Annotated in this window: 22 protein-coding genes and 2 tRNA genes; 15 read left to right on the top strand and 9 right to left on the bottom strand. The window is 58.2% G+C overall.

Going from position 1 to position 17,306, the window contains the following annotated elements:
- Positions 1 to 157: 157 nt before the first annotated feature.
- The gene (galU, locus tag AACY02_RS18440; protein WP_105345983.1) at positions 158 to 997 is read right to left on the bottom strand and encodes a UTP--glucose-1-phosphate uridylyltransferase GalU; all 840 of its coding nucleotides are present in this window, start codon (positions 995 to 997) and stop codon (positions 158 to 160) included.
- 256 nt (positions 998 to 1,253) lie between these two features.
- Between galU and AACY02_RS18435 the strand changes: the two genes are divergently transcribed.
- Entirely contained in the window at positions 1,254 to 1,439 is a 186-nt protein-coding gene (locus AACY02_RS18435) for a hypothetical protein (protein ID WP_339433174.1), read from the top strand.
- A gap of 138 nt (positions 1,440 to 1,577) precedes the next feature.
- Positions 1,578 to 1,865, top strand: a complete 288-nt coding sequence (locus AACY02_RS18430; RefSeq protein ID WP_339433173.1) for a hypothetical protein — start codon at positions 1,578 to 1,580, stop codon at positions 1,863 to 1,865.
- A 3-nt stretch (positions 1,866 to 1,868) separates the two neighbouring features.
- Here the strand turns inward: AACY02_RS18430 and AACY02_RS18425 are convergent, their stop codons facing one another.
- Positions 1,869 to 2,099 carry a hypothetical protein gene (locus tag AACY02_RS18425; RefSeq protein WP_150602362.1) on the bottom strand — a complete coding sequence of 77 codons (231 nt, stop codon included), beginning with the start codon at positions 2,097 to 2,099 and terminating at the stop codon, positions 1,869 to 1,871.
- A gap of 71 nt (positions 2,100 to 2,170) precedes the next feature.
- Complete coding sequence (locus AACY02_RS18420; RefSeq protein ID WP_221729749.1) at positions 2,171 to 2,527, bottom strand: hypothetical protein; 357 nt, start codon at positions 2,525 to 2,527, stop codon at positions 2,171 to 2,173.
- 210 nt (positions 2,528 to 2,737) lie between these two features.
- On the opposite strand from AACY02_RS18420, the gene AACY02_RS18415 reads away from it, so the two are divergent.
- The 4 genes from AACY02_RS18415 (at position 2,738) to ada (ending at position 5,112) form a co-directional block, all read left to right on the top strand.
- A complete protein-coding gene (locus AACY02_RS18415) occupies positions 2,738 to 3,040 on the top strand; it encodes a DUF1883 domain-containing protein (protein WP_007946189.1) in 303 nt (100 codons plus the stop codon).
- 28 nt (positions 3,041 to 3,068) lie between these two features.
- Positions 3,069 to 3,242 (top strand): hypothetical protein, encoded by a 174-nt coding sequence (locus tag AACY02_RS18410; RefSeq protein ID WP_339433172.1) that lies wholly within the window; start codon positions 3,069 to 3,071, stop codon positions 3,240 to 3,242.
- 49 nt (positions 3,243 to 3,291) lie between these two features.
- A complete protein-coding gene (gene alkB, locus AACY02_RS18405; protein ID WP_339433178.1) occupies positions 3,292 to 3,957 on the top strand; it encodes a DNA oxidative demethylase AlkB in 666 nt (221 codons plus the stop codon).
- 87 nt (positions 3,958 to 4,044) lie between these two features.
- Positions 4,045 to 5,112, top strand: coding sequence for a bifunctional DNA-binding transcriptional regulator/O6-methylguanine-DNA methyltransferase Ada (gene ada / locus AACY02_RS18400; RefSeq protein ID WP_339433171.1), 1,068 nt, complete (start codon positions 4,045 to 4,047; stop codon positions 5,110 to 5,112).
- Here the strand turns inward: ada and acuI are convergent.
- A complete protein-coding gene (gene acuI / locus AACY02_RS18395; protein WP_339433170.1) occupies positions 5,109 to 6,092 on the bottom strand; it encodes an acrylyl-CoA reductase (NADPH) in 984 nt (327 codons plus the stop codon). The genes ada and acuI overlap by 4 nt on opposite strands.
- 218 nt (positions 6,093 to 6,310) lie before the next feature.
- On the opposite strand from acuI, the gene AACY02_RS18390 reads away from it, so the two are divergent.
- From AACY02_RS18390 to AACY02_RS18350, 9 genes are all read left to right on the top strand, one after another.
- Positions 6,311 to 7,375 (top strand): NAD(P)H-dependent flavin oxidoreductase, encoded by a 1,065-nt coding sequence (locus tag AACY02_RS18390; RefSeq protein WP_339433169.1) that lies wholly within the window; start codon positions 6,311 to 6,313, stop codon positions 7,373 to 7,375.
- Between the two features lie 155 nt (positions 7,376 to 7,530).
- Positions 7,531 to 8,298 carry a molybdate ABC transporter substrate-binding protein gene (gene modA / locus AACY02_RS18385; protein WP_339433168.1) on the top strand — a complete coding sequence of 256 codons (768 nt, stop codon included), beginning with the start codon at positions 7,531 to 7,533 and terminating at the stop codon, positions 8,296 to 8,298.
- Positions 8,299 to 8,979, top strand: a complete 681-nt coding sequence (modB, locus tag AACY02_RS18380; RefSeq protein WP_339433167.1) for a molybdate ABC transporter permease subunit — start codon at positions 8,299 to 8,301, stop codon at positions 8,977 to 8,979.
- Positions 8,980 to 8,982: 3 nt separating this feature from the next.
- Positions 8,983 to 10,062 (top strand): molybdenum ABC transporter ATP-binding protein, encoded by a 1,080-nt coding sequence (modC, locus tag AACY02_RS18375; protein ID WP_339433166.1) that lies wholly within the window; start codon positions 8,983 to 8,985, stop codon positions 10,060 to 10,062.
- A gap of 71 nt (positions 10,063 to 10,133) precedes the next feature.
- A complete protein-coding gene (locus AACY02_RS18370) occupies positions 10,134 to 11,171 on the top strand; it encodes a DNA topoisomerase IB (protein ID WP_339433165.1) in 1,038 nt (345 codons plus the stop codon).
- Between the two features lie 145 nt (positions 11,172 to 11,316).
- A complete protein-coding gene (locus AACY02_RS18365; protein ID WP_339433164.1) occupies positions 11,317 to 12,954 on the top strand; it encodes an ABC-F family ATP-binding cassette domain-containing protein in 1,638 nt (545 codons plus the stop codon).
- 71 nt (positions 12,955 to 13,025) lie between these two features.
- Positions 13,026 to 13,256, top strand: coding sequence for a hypothetical protein (locus AACY02_RS18360; RefSeq protein WP_339433163.1), 231 nt, complete (start codon positions 13,026 to 13,028; stop codon positions 13,254 to 13,256).
- A gap of 121 nt (positions 13,257 to 13,377) precedes the next feature.
- On the top strand, positions 13,378 to 13,608 hold the full coding sequence (locus tag AACY02_RS18355; protein ID WP_221729737.1) for a hypothetical protein: 231 nt from the start codon (positions 13,378 to 13,380) through the stop codon (positions 13,606 to 13,608).
- 261 nt (positions 13,609 to 13,869) lie between these two features.
- Entirely contained in the window at positions 13,870 to 14,154 is a 285-nt protein-coding gene (locus AACY02_RS18350) for a hypothetical protein (RefSeq protein ID WP_221729736.1), read from the top strand.
- A gap of 107 nt (positions 14,155 to 14,261) precedes the next feature.
- Here the strand turns inward: AACY02_RS18350 and AACY02_RS18345 are convergent, their stop codons facing one another.
- The 5 genes from AACY02_RS18345 to AACY02_RS18325 form a co-directional block, all read right to left on the bottom strand.
- Complete coding sequence (locus AACY02_RS18345) at positions 14,262 to 15,251, bottom strand: FimD/PapC N-terminal domain-containing protein (protein WP_339433162.1); 990 nt, start codon at positions 15,249 to 15,251, stop codon at positions 14,262 to 14,264.
- Positions 15,226 to 16,140: a fimbrial biogenesis chaperone gene (locus AACY02_RS18340; RefSeq protein WP_339433161.1), complete on the bottom strand. Its 915-nt coding sequence runs from the start codon at positions 16,138 to 16,140 to the stop codon at positions 15,226 to 15,228. Before AACY02_RS18340 ends, AACY02_RS18345 begins: the two co-directional genes overlap by 26 nt.
- A 20-nt stretch (positions 16,141 to 16,160) precedes the next feature.
- Positions 16,161 to 16,550, bottom strand: a complete 390-nt coding sequence (locus AACY02_RS18335) for a fimbrial protein (protein ID WP_339433160.1) — start codon at positions 16,548 to 16,550, stop codon at positions 16,161 to 16,163.
- 418 nt (positions 16,551 to 16,968) lie between these two features.
- A tRNA-Leu gene (locus AACY02_RS18330) sits at positions 16,969 to 17,055 on the bottom strand.
- Positions 17,056 to 17,219: 164 nt separating this feature from the next.
- A tRNA-Cys gene (locus AACY02_RS18325) sits at positions 17,220 to 17,293 on the bottom strand.
- Between the last annotated feature and the right edge of the window lie 13 nt (positions 17,294 to 17,306).

Here is a 17,306-nt window from a genome sequence, read left to right as displayed (position 1 = left end):
AGGCTGGTCTGGCTGCGAGACTCTCCTTGGATGTAAGCCATAACGAAAAATGCTCCGTATCTTTCGATACGGAGCATTTTCATTGAGCGCTGCGCAGATTGCTAGGTTTTCACACAGTCTGCGAAGGTGGCTTTTCGTACAGACCGATCAAACGCTATCAGTAAGCCTTGCCAGTCTTGTAGAAGTTTTCAAAGCAGAAGTTCGTCGCGTCGATGTAGCCCTCAGCGCCACCGCAGTCGAAACGCTTGCCTTTGAACTTGTAGGCCATTACGCAGCCGTTCTGGGCTTGTTTCATCAAAGCATCGGTGATCTGAATTTCGCCACCCTTGCCTGGCTCGGTTTGCTCGATCAGGTCGAAGATGTCCGGAGTCAGGATGTAACGACCGATGATCGCCAGGTTCGACGGAGCGTCTTCCGGCTTTGGCTTCTCGACCATGCTGTGAACGCGGTAGATGTCGTCGCGAATCATCTCGCCGGAGATCACGCCGTACTTGTTGGTTTCTTGCGGATCGACTTCCTGGATGGCCACGATCGAGCAGCGGAACTGCTTGTACAGCTTGACCATCTGGGTCAGTACGCCGTCGCCTTCAAGGTTGACACACAGGTCGTCCGCCAGCACCACAGCAAACGGTTCGTCGCCAATCAGCGGGCGACCGGTGAGGATCGCGTGGCCCAGACCTTTCATTTCGGTCTGACGAGTGTAGGAGAACGAGCACTCGTCCAGCAATTTGCGGATGCCGACCAGGTATTTTTCCTTGTCGGTGCCTTTGATCTGGTTTTCCAGCTCGTAACTGATGTCGAAGTGGTCTTCCAGAGCGCGCTTGCCACGACCGGTAACGATCGAAATTTCCGTCAGGCCAGCGTCCAGAGCTTCTTCAACGCCGTACTGGATCAGTGGCTTGTTTACCACCGGCAGCATTTCTTTAGGCATGGCTTTAGTCGCTGGCAGGAAGCGAGTACCGTAACCGGCTGCTGGGAACAAGCATTTCTTGATCATATAAGTCCTTGAAAGGGCTGTGTGTACGAGTTTCGGCGCAGTCTAATCAGGCGGCGTGCACCTTACAATGCCCCGCACTGGCTAACCGATGCCATCATAGAGAAATATTCTCGCCGATAGTTCCATCGGCATCTTGCGTAGCCAGATCAGCGTAGCTCAAAGATGCCGACAAGCCGAATCACCATACGCTCATCGCCCCCAATGCGAGCATTTGCCGGTATCATGGCGCCTTTGAACCAGCGAACGAGACAGATAGATGGCCGCGGTAAAAATCATCAACGGGTACGTGATCGACAAGAAAGACGGCAAGTGGAATCTGACCACCACCAATGGCGAACACATCGCTGGGCCTTTCGACAGTGAACAACTGGCGACTGATGTCGCGTCGGTGTTCACGGACACTCCCGCATCGGCGAAGCGCCGTGGCAAAGATCAGGACTGATCTGCTGCGCCCTCCCCCGGAGCCCTGCCCTTGCGCAGGGCTTTTTTGTGCTCGCCTGCAAACAAGTGGCCTATCGCTATAACCTTTTCATACCAGCGCTGTCAGAGCGTCTAGTCCCCCTCGTTAAAGACGACAAATATGAACCTGAACAGTTTTTTGCCACTGATTGCGGTACTGGCCCTGACCGGTTGTGCCACCTCCCAAACCACTTACCTGAACAACGGCGAACAGGGCCTGACCATCGAGTGCTCCGGCGAAGCCAATTCCTGGGCCACTTGCTATGAAAAGGCCGATGCCTCCTGTGCGGGCACCGGGTATCGCATCGTCGGCACGGACGGCACGCCAGCTTCGAAGGAAAGCGACAAGACATTGGGTATCGATGTCGGCAACTACAAAAACCGCAGCGTGGTAGTGGTCTGCAAATAGACCTTACATGTGGATTTCGGCGAACTTGATCCCGAGTCCGCGTACAACTTCGATCAGATCGTCGAGCCGATTGAAAGACTCGACTTCGTCGTTATCGTCCACCAGGAAATAACTGCGCCCAGCGCTTTTCTTGAAAAACACGATCCACTCGCCCGAATTCGCCGGGTTCTGAATTACATGGGTGGCAGAGATCAGGCCCTCTGCGTGGCGCTCTCGTACTTGCTCTCGCTTCATCGCAACTCCAGAAATGAAAATGCCGTCACAGCATGACTGTGACGGCATTGATGCTGATGACCCGTAGTCTATCAGCCGGAAATACACGCGTTGGCAGCGTTACGCACATCACGTGGGCGCACGGGTACATTGGACATGCGCTCGTGCAGCTTGATGCTGCTGCCGCCGGAGCGATCTTCGATGTCAAACACGGCCGCCGCGCCCGTGGACAATTTCCCGGGAACGATGACTCGAACCCCATCCTTGTGCGCCTGCACTTGCAGCGCGCCACGGCTATCGGCCAGTTTTTCGGCCAGGCATTGAGCGTACTCATGGGGCTTCTTGCCGGAGATCACGCTCATGGTCGGCAGTGTTTCATTGATTTCGGAAACACTTGCGCAACCACCTACAGCCAAAACCAACGGCAGACACACCACACCCCACTTCATACAAAACCTCCGTTAAAGACCGTCCGACAGCACAAATGCCGTTTTTCTCCGAGGTCTCTTGCATTTAACCCGCATCCAATCGCGAATATGTGTTCAAAATTGTCAATCCAACGTCCGACGGCCAGATAATAACCCGTGCGGGCTGATAAACTGCGCCCATTAACAAGCTATCGTTTTGATTTTGTAGAAAAAGCCCTTCCGGAGGCGCCCATGAAATTTATTCACCAGCGCGAGCACCTCAACGAAGACGACATCGTCGTCATCCAATGCTCGCAAACCTGCAACATCCGTCTGATGAACGACGCCAACTTTCGCAGCTTTAAAAATGGTGGTCGCCACACCTATCACGGCGGCGCTTTCGACACCTTCCCGGCCCGCATTACGGCGCCGAGCACCGGTTTCTGGAACATCACCATCGACACCGTCAACCGTCGCCCAATCAGCGTTACCCGCAAGCCGACGCTGACTCACTCGATCAAGATCATCCGCCGCTCCAGCACCAAACTCAGCTGAGCTGCCCCACCCTTTCAGGCAGGTAAACATGACCGTGGCCCAAACGACCAAATACGTCATCAAGTACAAACTCAACGGTGAGCGGCGCTTCGAGTTCGCTCAACTGGAAAACGGTACAGAAGAAGAAGCCAAGGCAGCGCTGAGTGCAATTCACGACCAGGCTGACGTAGTCAGCGATATCGCCGTCAGCAAAGCGCTGTAACCTTTCGCCAGAATTCGACCGCTAGCGTCCACGACACTTTGTGACCCGCATGCAACCGAGCCATTTTGATCTATTCGCCGATCACGAACCTGAGCAGCAACCCCGCGCCGAGCAGATCGGCGAGCAATCGTGGTTGCTGCGTGGGTTTGCCCTGCCCATAGTCGATCAACTGTTACCGGTATTGGCCGCGATTCTGGCGGCAGCGCCATTGCGCCACATGGTCACACCGGGCGGTTTCAGCATGTCGGTGGGCACCAGCAGTTGCGGGCACCTGGGCTGGATCACCGATCGCAGCGGCTATCGCTATTCAAGCGTCGACCCACTCAGCGGCCAGCCCTGGCCGGACATGCCCTTGATATTGTCCGACCTTGCGCACTGCGCCGCCGAGCGTGCGGGATTTGCCGACTTTTACCCGGACTCCTGCCTGATCAACCAATATGTCCCCGGCGCCAAGATGTCATTGCATCAAGACAAAGACGAAAGAGCCTACGCTGCGCCGATCGTTTCTTTGTCGCTAGGGTTGCCGGCCATGTTTCTGTTCGGCGGTTTCAGCCGTAACGACAGGAGCCGGCGAATCCCTCTGCTGCACGGTGATATGGTGATCTGGGGTGGCGTTGATCGATTGCGCTTTCACGGTGTATTGCCGATCAAGCACGGCCAGCATCCACAGTTGGGTGAGCAGCGCATCAATCTGACCTTTCGACTCGCCGGCTGATCGTTGAGAATTTGACCGCAAGGCTCGGAGTGTTGGGGTTGGCGACTGCGGTTAATCTGAATCAAACAGGTCAACGGACTATCGATCATGGAAACGCTCTCGCCCCGCCCCACCACTGAAGACGATCCACGCTGGGCTGCTGTCGTTGCGCGCAATCCACAAGCGGACGGACAATTTGTCTACGCGGTGAAAACGACGGGCATCTATTGCCGCCCAAGCAGCCATGCGCGATTGCCCAAGCCGCAGAATGTCGAGTTTTTCGATACTGCGCAGCAAGCTGAAGCCGCCGGTTATCGCCCCAGTAAGCGCGCAAGTAAAGATCAGAGCGAAGTGAGTGCGCAGCACGCCGCCACAGTCGCGGCGGCCTGTCGGCAAATCGAGTGCGCTGAAACCTTGCCCGCGCTCAACGAACTGGCGAAGACAGCGGGACTGAGCCCGTTTCATTTCCATCGAGTATTCAAAGCTGCAACAGGTTTGACGCCCAAGGACTACGCAGCCGCCCATCGTTCACGCAAAGTACGTGAGCGTCTGTCCAATGGTGGCTCGGTGACCGATGCGCTTTACGATGCGGGCTTCAACTCCAACAGCCGCTTTTATGAATCCGCCGATCAATTGCTGGGAATGAAACCGGCTGACTACCGCGCCGCCGGGCAGAATAACGACATTCGTTTCGCCGTTGGCCAATGCTCGCTTGGGGCGATTCTGGTGGCGCAAAGCGAGCGCGGAGTTTGCGCCATTCTATTGGGCGATGATCCGCACCAACTGGTGTGCGATCTGCAAGACAAGTTTCGCAAGGCGAACCTGATCGGCGCCGATGCTGGATTTGAACAGTTGATCGCCAAAGTCGTGGGGTTTATCGAAGCCCCGGCGATTGGTCTGGATCTGCCGCTGGACGTGCGCGGCACGGCGTTTCAGGAACGTGTATGGCAGGCGTTGCGGGAAATTCCGGTCGGCAGCACCGCCAGTTACGCCGATATTGCCCAGCGCATCGGCGCGCCGACCTCCATGCGCGCCGTCGCTCAGGCGTGCGGCGCGAATCGCTTGGCCGTGGCGATCCCTTGCCACCGCGTGGTGCGCAGCGATGGCAATCTTTCGGGCTATCGCTGGGGTGTCGAGCGCAAACGCCAATTGCTTGAGCGTGAAACGCAATCCTAGCGATTGACGTCGACTACAACCCGGCCGCGAAGCTGTCCGGCGAGCAATTTGGGCGCCGCATCGATGGCTTCGCTCAAGGCGATTTCATGGCTGATCAAGGGCAGCAAGGCAAAGTCCAGATCCTTGGCCAGGCGATCCCATGCTTCCAGTCGACGCGCTTTGGGCTGGGTCACACTGTTGATGCCGGCCAGGGTCACACCGCGCAAAATGAACGGTGCCACCGAGGCCGGAAAGTCCATGCCCTGGGCCAAACCGCACGCAGCGACCGTGCCTTCAGAGCGCGTGCTGGCGCAGGCATTCGCCAATGTGTGGCTGCCGACCGAGTCGATCACTCCCGCCCAACGCTCCTTGGCCAGTGGTTTGCCCGGCTCGGACAGGGTTGCACGGTCGATGATTTCGCTTGCGCCTAACTGTTTCAGATATTCGTGCTCAGACACCCGCCCCGTGGACGCCACCACCTGATAACCGAGCTTGCTCAGCAACGCGATAGCAAAACTGCCAACGCCACCATTGGCGCCAGTGACCAGCACCTCGCCCTGCTGCGGCGTCACGCCGTTACGCTCCAGCGCCATAATGCACAACATTGCCGTGTAACCTGCCGTGCCAATGGCCATGGCTTGCGCGGCGCTAAAGGCTTTGGGCAACGGAATCAGCCAGTCCCCCTTGAGTCGCGCTTTCTGCGCCAGTCCGCCCCAATGGCCTTCGCCCACACCCCAGCCATTGAGCAGTACCTGATCGCCCACTTTATAGTCCGGGTGCGAACTGAACTCGACCGTGCCTGCCAGATCGATACCCGGCACCATCGGGAACTTGCGCACCACCGGGCCGTTGCCGGTGATCGCCAGCCCGTCCTTGAAATTGAGCGTGCTGTACGCAACGTTTACGGTCACATCGCCTTCGGGCAAGTGCTCTTCGTTGATCTGCTGCAGGTTGGCGCGATAACCGCTGTCGTCTTTGTCGATCAGAATACCGTTGAACATGATGGCCTCTCATGGATGGATTTAGGGTTGTCGTAGCCTTCAAATACCACATCTCGGAGCGTTGCCACACACGACTTTCTGCCAATTCGCGCATCGGTCACCACCCGCGCTGAGCGACTGCGCTGCGCGATGTTCTGAATTTCAGAGTGGCCCTGAGTCCGGTTTTGCTGTTAAAAAAACCGGCCTTGCCCCGTTTCATCGTTCGGAGAGCCGTGCCCATGAGCCAATGGCCAGATACCCGCATTATCAATTTGCTCGGCACTGCATGGCCGATCATCCAAGGCCCGATGGCCGGCGCCACGAATTCATCCATGGTGATCGCCGTGTGCAACGCCGGTGGCCTTGGCTCGATGCCAGCGGCAATGCTGAGCATTGAGCAATTGCGTGAAGCGCTGAAAACGATTCGCCAGCACACCGACAAACCTTTCAACGTGAATTTCTTCTGTCATCAGCCACCCGCCGTCGATGAGCAACGCGCGCGCGACTGGAAGCACCGGCTGGAGCCGTACTACCGCGAACTGGGCGTCGACTTCGATGCGCCAACACCGGTGTCCAACCGGGCGCCGTTCGATGCGGCAGCGTGCGAAGTGCTGGAGGAGTTCCGGCCTGAGGTGGTGAGCTTCCACTTTGGCCTGCCGGAAAAATCCTTGCTGGATCGGGTGAAAGCCACCGGGGCGAAAATCCTGTCTTCGGCCACCACCGTCGATGAAGCCCTCTGGCTGGAGCAGAACGGTTGTGACGCGATCATCGCCATGGGCTACGAGGCCGGTGGACATCGCGGGATGTTTCTCAGCGAAGATCTGAACACCCAGGTCGGCACCTTCGCCCTGGTGCCGCAGGTGGTCGACGCGGTGAAGGTGCCGGTGATTGCCGCCGGTGGGATCGCCGACGCTCGTGGCGTGGCGGCGGCGTTTATGCTGGGCGCATCTGCGGTTCAGGTGGGCACCGCGTACCTGTTTACCCCGGAAGCTAACGTCAGCGCCGCGCATCACAGGGCTCTGCGCACCGCCAAAGAAAGCGAAACCGCCGTCACCAACATTTTTACCGGGCGCCCGGCCCGCGGCATTCTCAACCGCGTCATGCGTGAACTGGGGCCGATGTCGCCCACAGCGCCAGCCTTTCCGTTGGCCGGTGGTGCACTGATGCCACTGCGGGCCAAAGATGAGGCGCAGTTCGCCAACCTCTGGGCTGGCCAGGCTTTTACTCTGGGGCAGGACGTCAGCAGTGCCGAACTGACTCGGCAACTCGCCGAAGGGGCGTTGACCAAACTGGCTCATGGGTGAAGAAGATCAGGGTGATGAACGCAAGTGCTCACCCTGTTTTTCACCTGCACTTTCCGTTTGGCGGCAATTCGCTATATATTTCGCTATATAGCGTTTCTACTCATTGCAACGGCGCAATAGCTACCCTCTGCACACGCCTACAACGGAGCTGTTACATGATCACTCGTGCCTCACGTTTAGTCCCTGCCTGCCTGGCCTCTTTGCTCGCGGTTTTCGCCATCGGCGCAGTCCAGGCTGATGAAGTCCAGGTTGCCGTCGCCGCCAACTTCACCGCGCCGATCAAGGCCATTGCCGCCGACTTCGAAAAAGACACCGGGCACAAACTGGTCGCCGCCTACGGCGCTACAGGCCAGCTCTACACTCAGATCAAGAACGGCGCTCCCTTCGAAGTGTTCCTCTCGGCGGACGACACCACACCGGAAAAACTTGAGAACGAAGGCGAAATCGTCAAGGGATCGCGCTTCACTTATGCCATCGGCACACTCGCGCTGTGGTCGGCCAAAGAAGGATATGTCGACGCCAAAGGCGATGTGCTGAAGAACAACGAATACCAGCATCTGTCCATCGCCAACCCCAAAACGGCACCCTATGGCCTCGCCGCTACACAAGTGTTGGCAACGTTGAAACTGGGCGAAGCCACCCAGGCCAAGATCGTTGAAGGCCAGAACATTACTCAGGCTTACCAGTTCGTCTCCACGGGTAATGCCGAACTGGGCTTCGTTGCGCTGTCACAGATCTACAAGGACGGCAAAGTCAGCAGCGGTTCAGCGTGGATTGTTCCGGCCACCATGCACGACCCGATCAAACAGGACGCAGTGATCTTGAACAAAGGCAAAAACAACGCTGCCGCCCAAGCCCTGGTTGACTACCTCAAAGGCCCGAAAGCCGCCGCGATCATCAGATCGTACGGTTATCAGCTCTAAATGTCGCTCTCGAGTGCCGACTTCGCGGCGATCTGGCTGACCCTGAAACTGGCGTCCCTGACCACCGCGATCCTGCTGGTTGTCGGCACTCCGATTGCCCTGTGGTTGTCGCGCACCCGTTCGTGGCTGCGCGGCCCGATCGGAGCAATCGTCGCCCTGCCCCTTGTGCTGCCGCCGACCGTGATCGGCTTCTATCTGCTATTGCTGATGGGGCCGCACGGTGTTGTCGGCCAGTTCACCCAATGGCTAGGGCTCGGCACGCTGACGTTCAGTTTCACGGGGCTGGTGATCGGTTCGGTGATCTACTCCATGCCGTTCGTGGTGCAACCGTTGCAAAACGCGTTCTGCGCCATTGGCACTCGCCCGCTGGAAGTAGCCGCGACCTTGCGTGCTAATCCGTGGGACACTTTTTTCAGCGTGATTGTGCCGCTGGCCCGCCCCGGCTTTATCACCGCGGCGATCCTCGGCTTCGCACATACCGTCGGTGAGTTCGGCGTCGTGCTGATGATTGGCGGCAACATCCCCGACAAGACTCGCGTGGTCTCGGTGCAAATCTACGACCACGTCGAAGCGATGGAATACGCCCAGGCCCACTGGCTGGCCGGCGCGATGCTGGTGTTCTCGTTTCTGGTGTTGCTGGCGCTCTATTCCAGCCGCAAAACCCGCGCTGGCTGGAGCTGACCGATGATTGATGCACGCCTGAAAGTCGCTTATCCCGGCTTCAATCTGGACGTCGACCTGCATTTGCCGGGGCGCGGCGTCACCGCGCTGTACGGTCATTCCGGCTCGGGCAAAACCACCTGCCTGCGCTGCATCGCCGGGCTGGAACGTGCAGAGCAAGGCTTCATCCGCATCAACGACGAAGTCTGGCACGACAGCGACAACGGCATTTTCGTGGCGCCGCACAAACGCGCACTGGGTTATGTGTTTCAAGAGGCCAGCCTGTTTCCACACCTGTCGGTGCAGGCCAATCTGCAATTTGGTCTCAAGCGCATCGCCAAATCCGCACGCCGGGTCGACATGGCACAAGCCACCGAACTGCTGGGTATCGGCCACTTGCTTGGGCGTCATCCGCAGCATTTATCGGGCGGCGAACGCCAGCGCGTCGGTATCGCCCGTGCGCTGCTGACCAGTCCGAAACTGCTGCTGATGGACGAACCACTCGCCGCGCTCGACAGCCAACGCAAAAGCGAAATCCTGCCCTACCTGCAACGCCTGCACGACGAACTGGATATTCCGGTGCTGTACGTCAGTCATGCGCAGGACGAGGTTGCGCGCCTGGCCGATCACTTGGTATTGCTCAGCGACGGCAAGGCATTGGCCAGCGGCCCGATCGGGGAAACGCTCGCTCGCCTGGACTTGCCGATGGCGATGGGCGATGACGCAGGCGTGATCATTGAAGGGCTGGTCAGTGCCTACGATGCGCAATATCAGTTGCTCAGCCTGCAACTGCCGGCGACCGATATGAGCATTCGCGTAGCACACGCACCAATGGCCATCGGCCAAGCCCTGCGCTGCAAGGTGCACGCGCGCGACATCAGCCTGGCCCTGCAAAACAGCGAGTTCAGCAGCATTCTCAATCGGCTGCCGGTGACGGTGGTCCGCGAGCTGGCTGCAGACAACACCGCCCATGTGCTCATCCGTCTCGACGCTGGGGGCACTGCGTTAGTGGCGCGCATTACGCGATTTTCCCGGGATCAATTGGGCGTGCATCCGGGCCAGCAGCTCTGGGCGCAGATCAAAGCGGTCGCCGTACTCGCGTAAATCATTGGCACGACGGCTTCAGTGCGCGGTCAATCGTTTTACCGACCGCTGCGCCATCCAAGGAAGCTGCCATGCCCGATACCGAGTTGACCGACGCTCTGCCCTGCGACCTGCATTACGTCGACGACACACAGCCCGGCATCACCCGCAAAAAGCTGCGCGCCAGGTTCAGCTATTTCGAGCCCTCGGGCCAGCGCATCACCGATCCCGATGAGATCAAGCGCCTCAACGCCCTCGCCGTGCCGCCAGCCTATACCGATGTGTGGATCTGCCCTGACCCGCGCGGCCATTTGCAAGCTACCGGTCGTGATGCCCGGGGTCGCAAGCAATACCGCTATCACCCGCGCTGGCGTGAAGTGCGCGATGCCGACAAATACTCGCGGCTGCGTGAGTTCGGCCTGGCACTGCCAAAACTGCGCAAACAACTGGAAGCGCTGTTGGCCGCTCCCGGCTTCAGCCGCGACAAGGTCATGGCCACCGTGATCACGTTGCTCGACGCAACGTTGATCCGGGTCGGCAACACGCAGTACGCCCGGGACAATCGCTCCTACGGTTTGACCACCCTGCGCAGTCGCCATGTCGAGGTCAACGGCAACGCGATCCTGTTCCAGTTTCGCGGCAAGAGCGGCATCGAACACCAGATCACCGTCAAGGACAGACGCCTGGCACGCGTCATCAAGCGCTGCCTGGAGATTCCCGGGCAAAACCTGTTTCAGTATCTGGATGAGCAGGGCGAACGGCACACCGTGAGTTCCTCCGACGTCAACGCGTACCTGCAAACCCTGACCGGCGCCGAGTTCACCGCCAAGGACTACCGCACCTGGGCAGGCAGTGCCTTGGCATTGGCGGTGTTACGCGAGCTGCAATGGGAGTCAGAAACCGAAGCGAAACGGCATGTCGTGGAGATGGTGAAAGGCGTCGCCAAACAGTTGGGCAACACCCCGGCGGTGTGCCGCAAGTGTTACATCCATCCCGCTGTGGTGGAAAAATTCATGCTCGGCGCTCTCGCTGAACTGCCGCGCCCACGCGTGCGCAAGGGCTTGCGAACCGAGGAAGTAGCGTTGGCGATGTTTCTCGAACGAATGGGCGATATGACGCACGCAACTTGATCGACTGGGCAGCGCCATCTAGGCTATCGACCTTTCCATTTCTCAGGACGACCGCAGACGTGAACAACCTGGCCTTCTAAAAATGTAAGCGCGGCACGCCGTTCTCGGCGTTTGCCAGTTTTCACGACATTTTTTGGAGGTGCCGATGGCTCACGTCTCGCGTACGTCTGCACTCGTCTCCCTGAATCAACTGAATTTTCAGTTCGCCAATGGCGAGATGATTTTTAACGCACTGAATTTGCAATTCGATCATCTGCCGACCGCCGTCGTCGGGCGCAACGGTGTCGGCAAAAGCGTGCTCGCGCGGCTGATTACCGGGCAGCTAGAGCCTACCGCCGGCAGCGTGACGTGTTCAGTTTCGGTGCGCTACGTCCCTCAAACCTTCACTTCCATGCCCGGTCAGACTGTTGCCGATGCTACGGGCACAGCGCGAGCACTCGCAGCACTGGTGCGACTCGAGCAGGGCAGCGCCAGTGCCGAGGATTTTGACCTCATCGGCGAAGGGTGGGATCTGCCGGAGCGCTTGCGTCAGCGACTTGATGAGGCCGGGCTGCCCAACATCGGCACGTACGATCTGACTGACAATCTCAGCGGTGGCCAGCAAGCCCGGATCGCGCTGATCGGCGCGCTGTTGAGTCAGGCGCAATTGTTGGTGCTGGACGAACCGACCAATCATCTCGACCACGCGGGCCGGCAATGGCTGATGCGTGAACTCGAACGCTGGCGCGGTGGCTTGATTGTCGTCAGCCATGACCGGCAATTACTCGAGCAGATGCGGCGAATCGTCGAAGTCACACCGCTCGGTGTGACAACCTTCAGCGGCAACTATTCAGCGTATTCCGAACAGCGTCGAGTGCATCAAGCAGCCGCGCAAGCACAGCTTGATCAAGCTCGAAACGAACGCCAGCGCGAGCGTTCTCGGCTGCGGCATGAGCACGACACGATCCAGCGTCATGCCGCTTGCAGCCGTCGCCATGCGCAAACTGCCAACATGGCGAGCTTCGAGCGAAGTGCGGCGAAGGCGGCTGCGAGGGAAATCATGGGGCGTGTACGGGCCGGTCATCTGTTACGGAAATCCGAACTGGATACCAGAGTGCGTGACGCCTACACGAACGTTGCGCCCGACGACGGTATTCTGATCCATTTGCCGGGGAGCGCTGTTCCGAGTACTCGCCAGATCTGCACACTCGTCGAGGCCTGCTTGCCGTGGCTGCCGGTCGATGCGCCTTCAACCTGGCTGAACCTGAGCCTCCACGGGCCGATGCGCGTTGCCGTCAGCGGTCCAAACGGGTGTGGCAAATCCACCCTGCTGAAAATGCTCGCCGGTGAGTTAACACCTGAGTTAGGTGACTGCACCACCCACGTGCCTAGCGCCTTCCTCGATCAACACCTGACGCAGCTGGATAATCGCATGAGCATTGTTGAGCAGCTCAAAGCGCAGCGAACACCCTTGGACGAGGGCACCTTGCGCAGCTACCTGGCGCACCTGCAATTGAACGCGCAGTGTGTCACTCGGCCCTGCGCCTCACTCAGTGGCGGTGAGCGCCTGAAAGCGGCCCTTGCATTGGCACTGTGGCGCCAGACGCCCGCGCAATTGCTGCTGCTCGATGAGCCAACCAACCATCTCGATCTGCCCTGCGTAGAAGCCTTCGAACAAGCCTTAAAGACCTTTCCCGGCTCAATTGTCGCGATTTCCCACGACCAAGCGTTTCTTCGAGCGTTAAACCCCACTCATTGGCTGACCTGGGGGCCCACAGGTTGGCGCTGGCAACCGACGAGCTGAACTGTGTATTTTTTGCACGATGGCCAAGGCCTTCTATAGTTGATGTGACACGAATCAGCTGCGGTGACGCCATGGAAGACATTTTCGTCGTGAAGCGCTGCAACAAGATCATCATTCACGGTCGACGCGCCGAAGACAGCCAGCATGATCCAGCCGAAGCCTTGGGCTGGTTTCGCATCTGCGATACGCGCACAGGCGGCTTCATCGGTGATGGCTACGACGCCGAGGAGGACGCATGGCGCGAATGCAAGCGGCTCAATGCAGTCAGTTCGCCCATACCGGCCCGACAGTCTTCGGCCTGATGCTGATCAAATGCGGGTCTATACTGAAACCTGCTGAAGGAGCAGCGCCCCAATGGCAGAAAGCTCGCAACTCGCGGGCTTTTTGCTGCCGCTCAGCGGTTTCATAGAACGGAGGTGTTTCATGTCCGAAAAAGAGTCCATCACCACCCTCCTCACCCTGCTCGACGCCCGGCAAGCACGCCTCGCAGCGGCTTGCAAAGAGATCGCCGACTGGGTCGATCACCAAGGCGGACACCCGACCGCGCTGCGCATCCGTGATCGCCTGAACGATATCGAAAAGGACGCGCCGCTGATTCGCAACACGCTGTCGGCGCTCAAGCCAATCGATCGGCCACTGCCTCGATTCAAATAGCGCCAGCAGTCATTGTTTCGGGCCTTATCAGCGGTGGCACATGCCTCACAGGATTGTCGCCTGCCCGGTATTTACGGGCCTGCGGCGCTCGCGCTTACTTTTCACATCGCCATCACATCAGTACGCTTAAAGTGAAATCACTCCTTTAGTACATACCTCTCTCACCCGCCCGCATGCGGGTGTTTTTTTGTCTGCTGCAGTCACCGAACGGCACCGGCTGTGGGCTGTCATAAACTGTACATGTCACGAAGGAGACGGCTCATGGTTATCCACTTCAACGTCGACGGGCATCTGGCCTGCGGTCATAAAGGTAAACATCTCACTGCGAGTCGAGAACTCAATCGAGTGAAGTGCCGTAGTTGCCGTAACACCGATGCCTACAAACAGGCCAGAAAAGACCACCGCAATGCGGCTCGACGCACTGCACGCCAAGCAAAAGCCTCCCACGGCGCAGCAAACTGGCGTGCGGAATGGATTGAGCGTCTGACAGCGATAGCAGGACTCCAGCGATTGCCTCGCGGATTTGCCGGGCAGGCATTCGTTTAGAGCGGCATAAAAAAACGGACTGATAAATATCAGCCCGTTTTTTACGGTGGTTATATAGAAGAGCGTTTTTTTTGTTTTGGCCGCACGGCCAACCAATAGCCTTTGGCTTAACGGTAAGTAACCGAAAAACTTGCATAGCCGTTTGCGCTGCCCGGTGTGGGCGTAGCCCCCTCTGCGGTCTGGATATATCGCGCCTTAAGCGGCGCTACCCCGGCGCGATAGAAATCGGCGCCCAACAGTCCACCATATAAGGTCAGATCGAACGGCAAGCCGTAAGCCAGTGAGGCCTGTGCAAAGGGGATGCTGTCGAACACATCACCGGGCGTAAAACTCTCCCCCAGCGTCAAGGTGCCCTTGATCCCGGTCAGGTCACGTTGCGCGTAGGTGTTGCTGCGCTGCCAATCACGCTCGCCGTCCTGATCCTGACGGAACGAAGGCCTGGAACGAAAGCGCCATTCCCCCAGGTTAAAACCACCGTTGCCGTAAAGGTTGTATTGGTTGCTGTTGCCACGAGCGTCACTTTGCGTCTGCGCAGCCGAGAGCTGATAGTTGAGCATACCGGCAGTGATCCCGCGATCCCATTCCTGAGGAGCAACATAACCAGCGGCATCGCGGCGCAAGGCGATCTGCGGCACGCTGATGTCCAACGCCAAGCGGTTGGCATCGAAACTCACTGACGCGCCCTCAATCAGCGCAGCCAGATCGATGCAATCGCTCAGTGCTTTTCCAGGCGTTTGGAACGCGTCCAGTTTGACCCCAAGCTCGGTCAAGAAGCCGGCCGTCAGACACGCACGCACTTGAGCGCTCTGCTCATCCTTGACGAAGGTGATGTCACGTCGGTCGAAAAAGCTCTGATTCAAGCGAACGACCACCGGATAGGTGCCCGGCCCAATGCTACCGCTGTTGGCGACGGCGTCCAGATCAAGGTTCGGACCAGCATGGGTGCCGCCAAATGACTGCATGAAGCTGGAGTCAAATTTCGCCGGCTCGTTAGCGTGCACCCACCCTGGCACCAACGCCGCCAGGATGGCGACGGACAACCGCAGCGGAGTAAAAGGCACAGACAGGCAGTCAAGATTCGGGGCATGGGTTCGCATGACAATACTCAATACGCTGCCGCCACGCGGCCGAGGCAGCGTGCAGAGACATTCGCAAGGAAAAGGACGAGAGCGTTATGGGGCGCTGGTCAGGGTCACTGTCTGAGGTGGGCTGTAACCGCCGTAATCGTTGATCGCAGAGAACATCACCTCCCCCGCTGCGACCACTGAAACCCGGCAGCGGATAGCGCTGACTACTCATAGGGGCGACCATTTTCGGTTCGTTGACTTCGACGAAATGTGTACCCGCAACGACTTTCACACCGATAAACGAGACATGGAACGCCGAAGGGTTTTCAACCACCAGCACAGGCTTTCCCTGCTCTTGCGTGAGGCTCCAGCGCAGACGGTCAAGGGCGTCCAGCGGATTACCCTTGAGGTCGGCTGGTCGATAGAACAACTTGATCCGAGTACGCATAGCAATTTTCAGGGTGTTTTCGTCAGCGTTGCCGGCGACCGGAATTTCCTGGGCATTGAAATAGAACACCGATTCGCGATCCTTCGGCAGGTCGCCCGGGACCTTCTGAACCCTGACCATTTGCTCTTTGCGAGGGTCCAGACGAAACAGTGGCGGCGTCGCTACAAACGGTGTCGGCGTGGTGTTGTCGTCCGCTTCGGTGTTGATCCAGGTTTGCACCGCGTAAGGTTGCGATGTCGTGTTACTGACGCTGATGGAGGCATCACGCTTGTTGCCATCAAAGACGATTCGCGTGCCACCGAGCATCACACCGGCCTGGCTGATGCCACTGAGCAGCATGCTGCTTAACAAAAGGCTCGCTATCGCAGTCGTCTTGAAAGGGAAAACAAAATTTTGCATTTTGATCATCCTCTTGTCGCTACGACCGTCGCGGCCGTAGCGAGGGGAAGGACAGCCAGAGCGCAGCGCCACTGGCTGTGCATCGACGGAACCTACTGGTAGTCGACGGTAAACGCAGCTTTGGCATTGGCCGGACCCGAGGTCGCGACGCCGGTAGCGATGTAGTTGGCGGTGAAGCGCAGTGGCTGAGTCAAATCCAGATAAGGAGAAGACTCCAGACCCAGTTGCAGGTCCTTGCCGGAGGCATCCTTGATCTGCACGGCAACGTTGGTAGCAACGCCAGCCTCCGGAACCAGACCGAGCCATTGCCCGCTCGCGCCAGCGTTACCGCTTAGGGACAGGAACTTGACCACAGCTTTTTTGCCAGCCACGTTGCAGCCAGGTGCCGTGGTGTTGATTTCACCATCAGCCGCCATTGCCGCCTGCGAGGCTGCACCGAGAACCAGAGCGAGAGTCAAACCTTTGAGGGCAAACTTTTTCATGATCACATCCAAATAATTGAGAAGTGTCTGCAAGCCTTCTCTCGGCCTTCAGACGGATCGACGGAGCCTGCCCGACGTCGGGTCAAGGCGTTTCGTCTGGGGCAATTATCGAGACACGGGGAGGATGCTGATGTAGGAGTTTTCCGTGCACTTGTAGGAATATTCCTAGCGGCGTCATCTCTCGTTTTTGCGAGGCGACTTCGGATGCGGAACTTTGCAGGAAGCAGGAAGCAGGAAGCAGGAAGCAGCGCAAGCTACCACTTGGACATATCGCCATGGCGATGAAGGATGATTACATCGGGGAACGGCTCAGAGCGAAAGTCATCACGAACTGGCACAGCGCGGAGCAGACATCAAATTGCGGAGCGCAAACGATAAAGGCCTGCATGAGAAATCTCATGCAGGCCTTTGATATTCATGGTGCCCGAAGCCGGAATCGAACCGGCACGCCCTTACGAGCGGGGGATTTTAAGTCCCATGCGTCTACCAGTTTCGCCATTCGGGCGGTAGCGCGGTGTAGCTGACCTCTGCTCGTACAGCAGAGGGGGAAATATATACATCACTCCCCGGTGAAGCAAGTTCGCAAACACGAAATTCAAGACTAAATCTTGCCGCGGATTGCAAATAAAAAAGCTCCGTAAATCATGGATCTACGGAGCTTGTTTATAGTGGAGGCCGAGGTCGGAATCGAACCGGCGTAGGTGGATTTGCAATCCACTGCATAACCATTTTGCTACTCGGCCTCAAAGCATTTGC

Origin of the sequence: Pseudomonas sp. EA_65y_Pfl2_P78 (assembly GCF_963970495.1) — a bacterium.
GTDB classification, from domain to species: domain Bacteria; phylum Pseudomonadota; class Gammaproteobacteria; order Pseudomonadales; family Pseudomonadaceae; genus Aquipseudomonas; species Aquipseudomonas baetica_A.
This window is presented reverse-complemented; position numbering and strand designations above follow the sequence as displayed.

Excerpts from the sequence above, each read along its gene's own strand:
- galU (WP_105345983.1), bottom strand. The coding sequence starts at position 997 with ATGATCAAGAAATGCTTGTTCCCAGCAGCCGGTTACGGTACTCGCTTC.
- ada (WP_339433171.1), top strand. The coding sequence starts at position 4,045 with ATGGAAACGCTCTCGCCCCGCCCCACCACTGAAGACGATCCACGCTGG.
- AACY02_RS18420 (WP_221729749.1), bottom strand. The coding sequence starts at position 2,527 with ATGAAGTGGGGTGTGGTGTGTCTGCCGTTGGTTTTGGCTGTAGGTGGT.
- modC (WP_339433166.1), top strand. The coding sequence starts at position 8,983 with ATGATTGATGCACGCCTGAAAGTCGCTTATCCCGGCTTCAATCTGGAC.
- AACY02_RS18345 (WP_339433162.1), bottom strand. The coding sequence starts at position 15,251 with ATGCGAACCCATGCCCCGAATCTTGACTGCCTGTCTGTGCCTTTTACT.
- AACY02_RS18335 (WP_339433160.1), bottom strand. The coding sequence starts at position 16,550 with ATGAAAAAGTTTGCCCTCAAAGGTTTGACTCTCGCTCTGGTTCTCGGT.
- AACY02_RS18350 (WP_221729736.1), top strand. The coding sequence starts at position 13,870 with ATGGTTATCCACTTCAACGTCGACGGGCATCTGGCCTGCGGTCATAAA.
- modB (WP_339433167.1), top strand. The coding sequence starts at position 8,299 with ATGTCGCTCTCGAGTGCCGACTTCGCGGCGATCTGGCTGACCCTGAAA.
- AACY02_RS18430 (WP_339433173.1), top strand. The coding sequence starts at position 1,578 with ATGAACCTGAACAGTTTTTTGCCACTGATTGCGGTACTGGCCCTGACC.
- AACY02_RS18425 (WP_150602362.1), bottom strand. The coding sequence starts at position 2,099 with ATGAAGCGAGAGCAAGTACGAGAGCGCCACGCAGAGGGCCTGATCTCT.
- AACY02_RS18365 (WP_339433164.1), top strand. The coding sequence starts at position 11,317 with ATGGCTCACGTCTCGCGTACGTCTGCACTCGTCTCCCTGAATCAACTG.
- modA (WP_339433168.1), top strand. The coding sequence starts at position 7,531 with ATGATCACTCGTGCCTCACGTTTAGTCCCTGCCTGCCTGGCCTCTTTG.
- AACY02_RS18435 (WP_339433174.1), top strand. The coding sequence starts at position 1,254 with ATGGCCGCGGTAAAAATCATCAACGGGTACGTGATCGACAAGAAAGAC.
- AACY02_RS18360 (WP_339433163.1), top strand. The coding sequence starts at position 13,026 with ATGGAAGACATTTTCGTCGTGAAGCGCTGCAACAAGATCATCATTCAC.
- AACY02_RS18370 (WP_339433165.1), top strand. The coding sequence starts at position 10,134 with ATGCCCGATACCGAGTTGACCGACGCTCTGCCCTGCGACCTGCATTAC.
- alkB (WP_339433178.1), top strand. The coding sequence starts at position 3,292 with ATGCAACCGAGCCATTTTGATCTATTCGCCGATCACGAACCTGAGCAG.
- AACY02_RS18415 (WP_007946189.1), top strand. The coding sequence starts at position 2,738 with ATGAAATTTATTCACCAGCGCGAGCACCTCAACGAAGACGACATCGTC.
- AACY02_RS18390 (WP_339433169.1), top strand. The coding sequence starts at position 6,311 with ATGAGCCAATGGCCAGATACCCGCATTATCAATTTGCTCGGCACTGCA.
- AACY02_RS18355 (WP_221729737.1), top strand. The coding sequence starts at position 13,378 with ATGTCCGAAAAAGAGTCCATCACCACCCTCCTCACCCTGCTCGACGCC.
- acuI (WP_339433170.1), bottom strand. The coding sequence starts at position 6,092 with ATGTTCAACGGTATTCTGATCGACAAAGACGACAGCGGTTATCGCGCC.
- AACY02_RS18410 (WP_339433172.1), top strand. The coding sequence starts at position 3,069 with ATGACCGTGGCCCAAACGACCAAATACGTCATCAAGTACAAACTCAAC.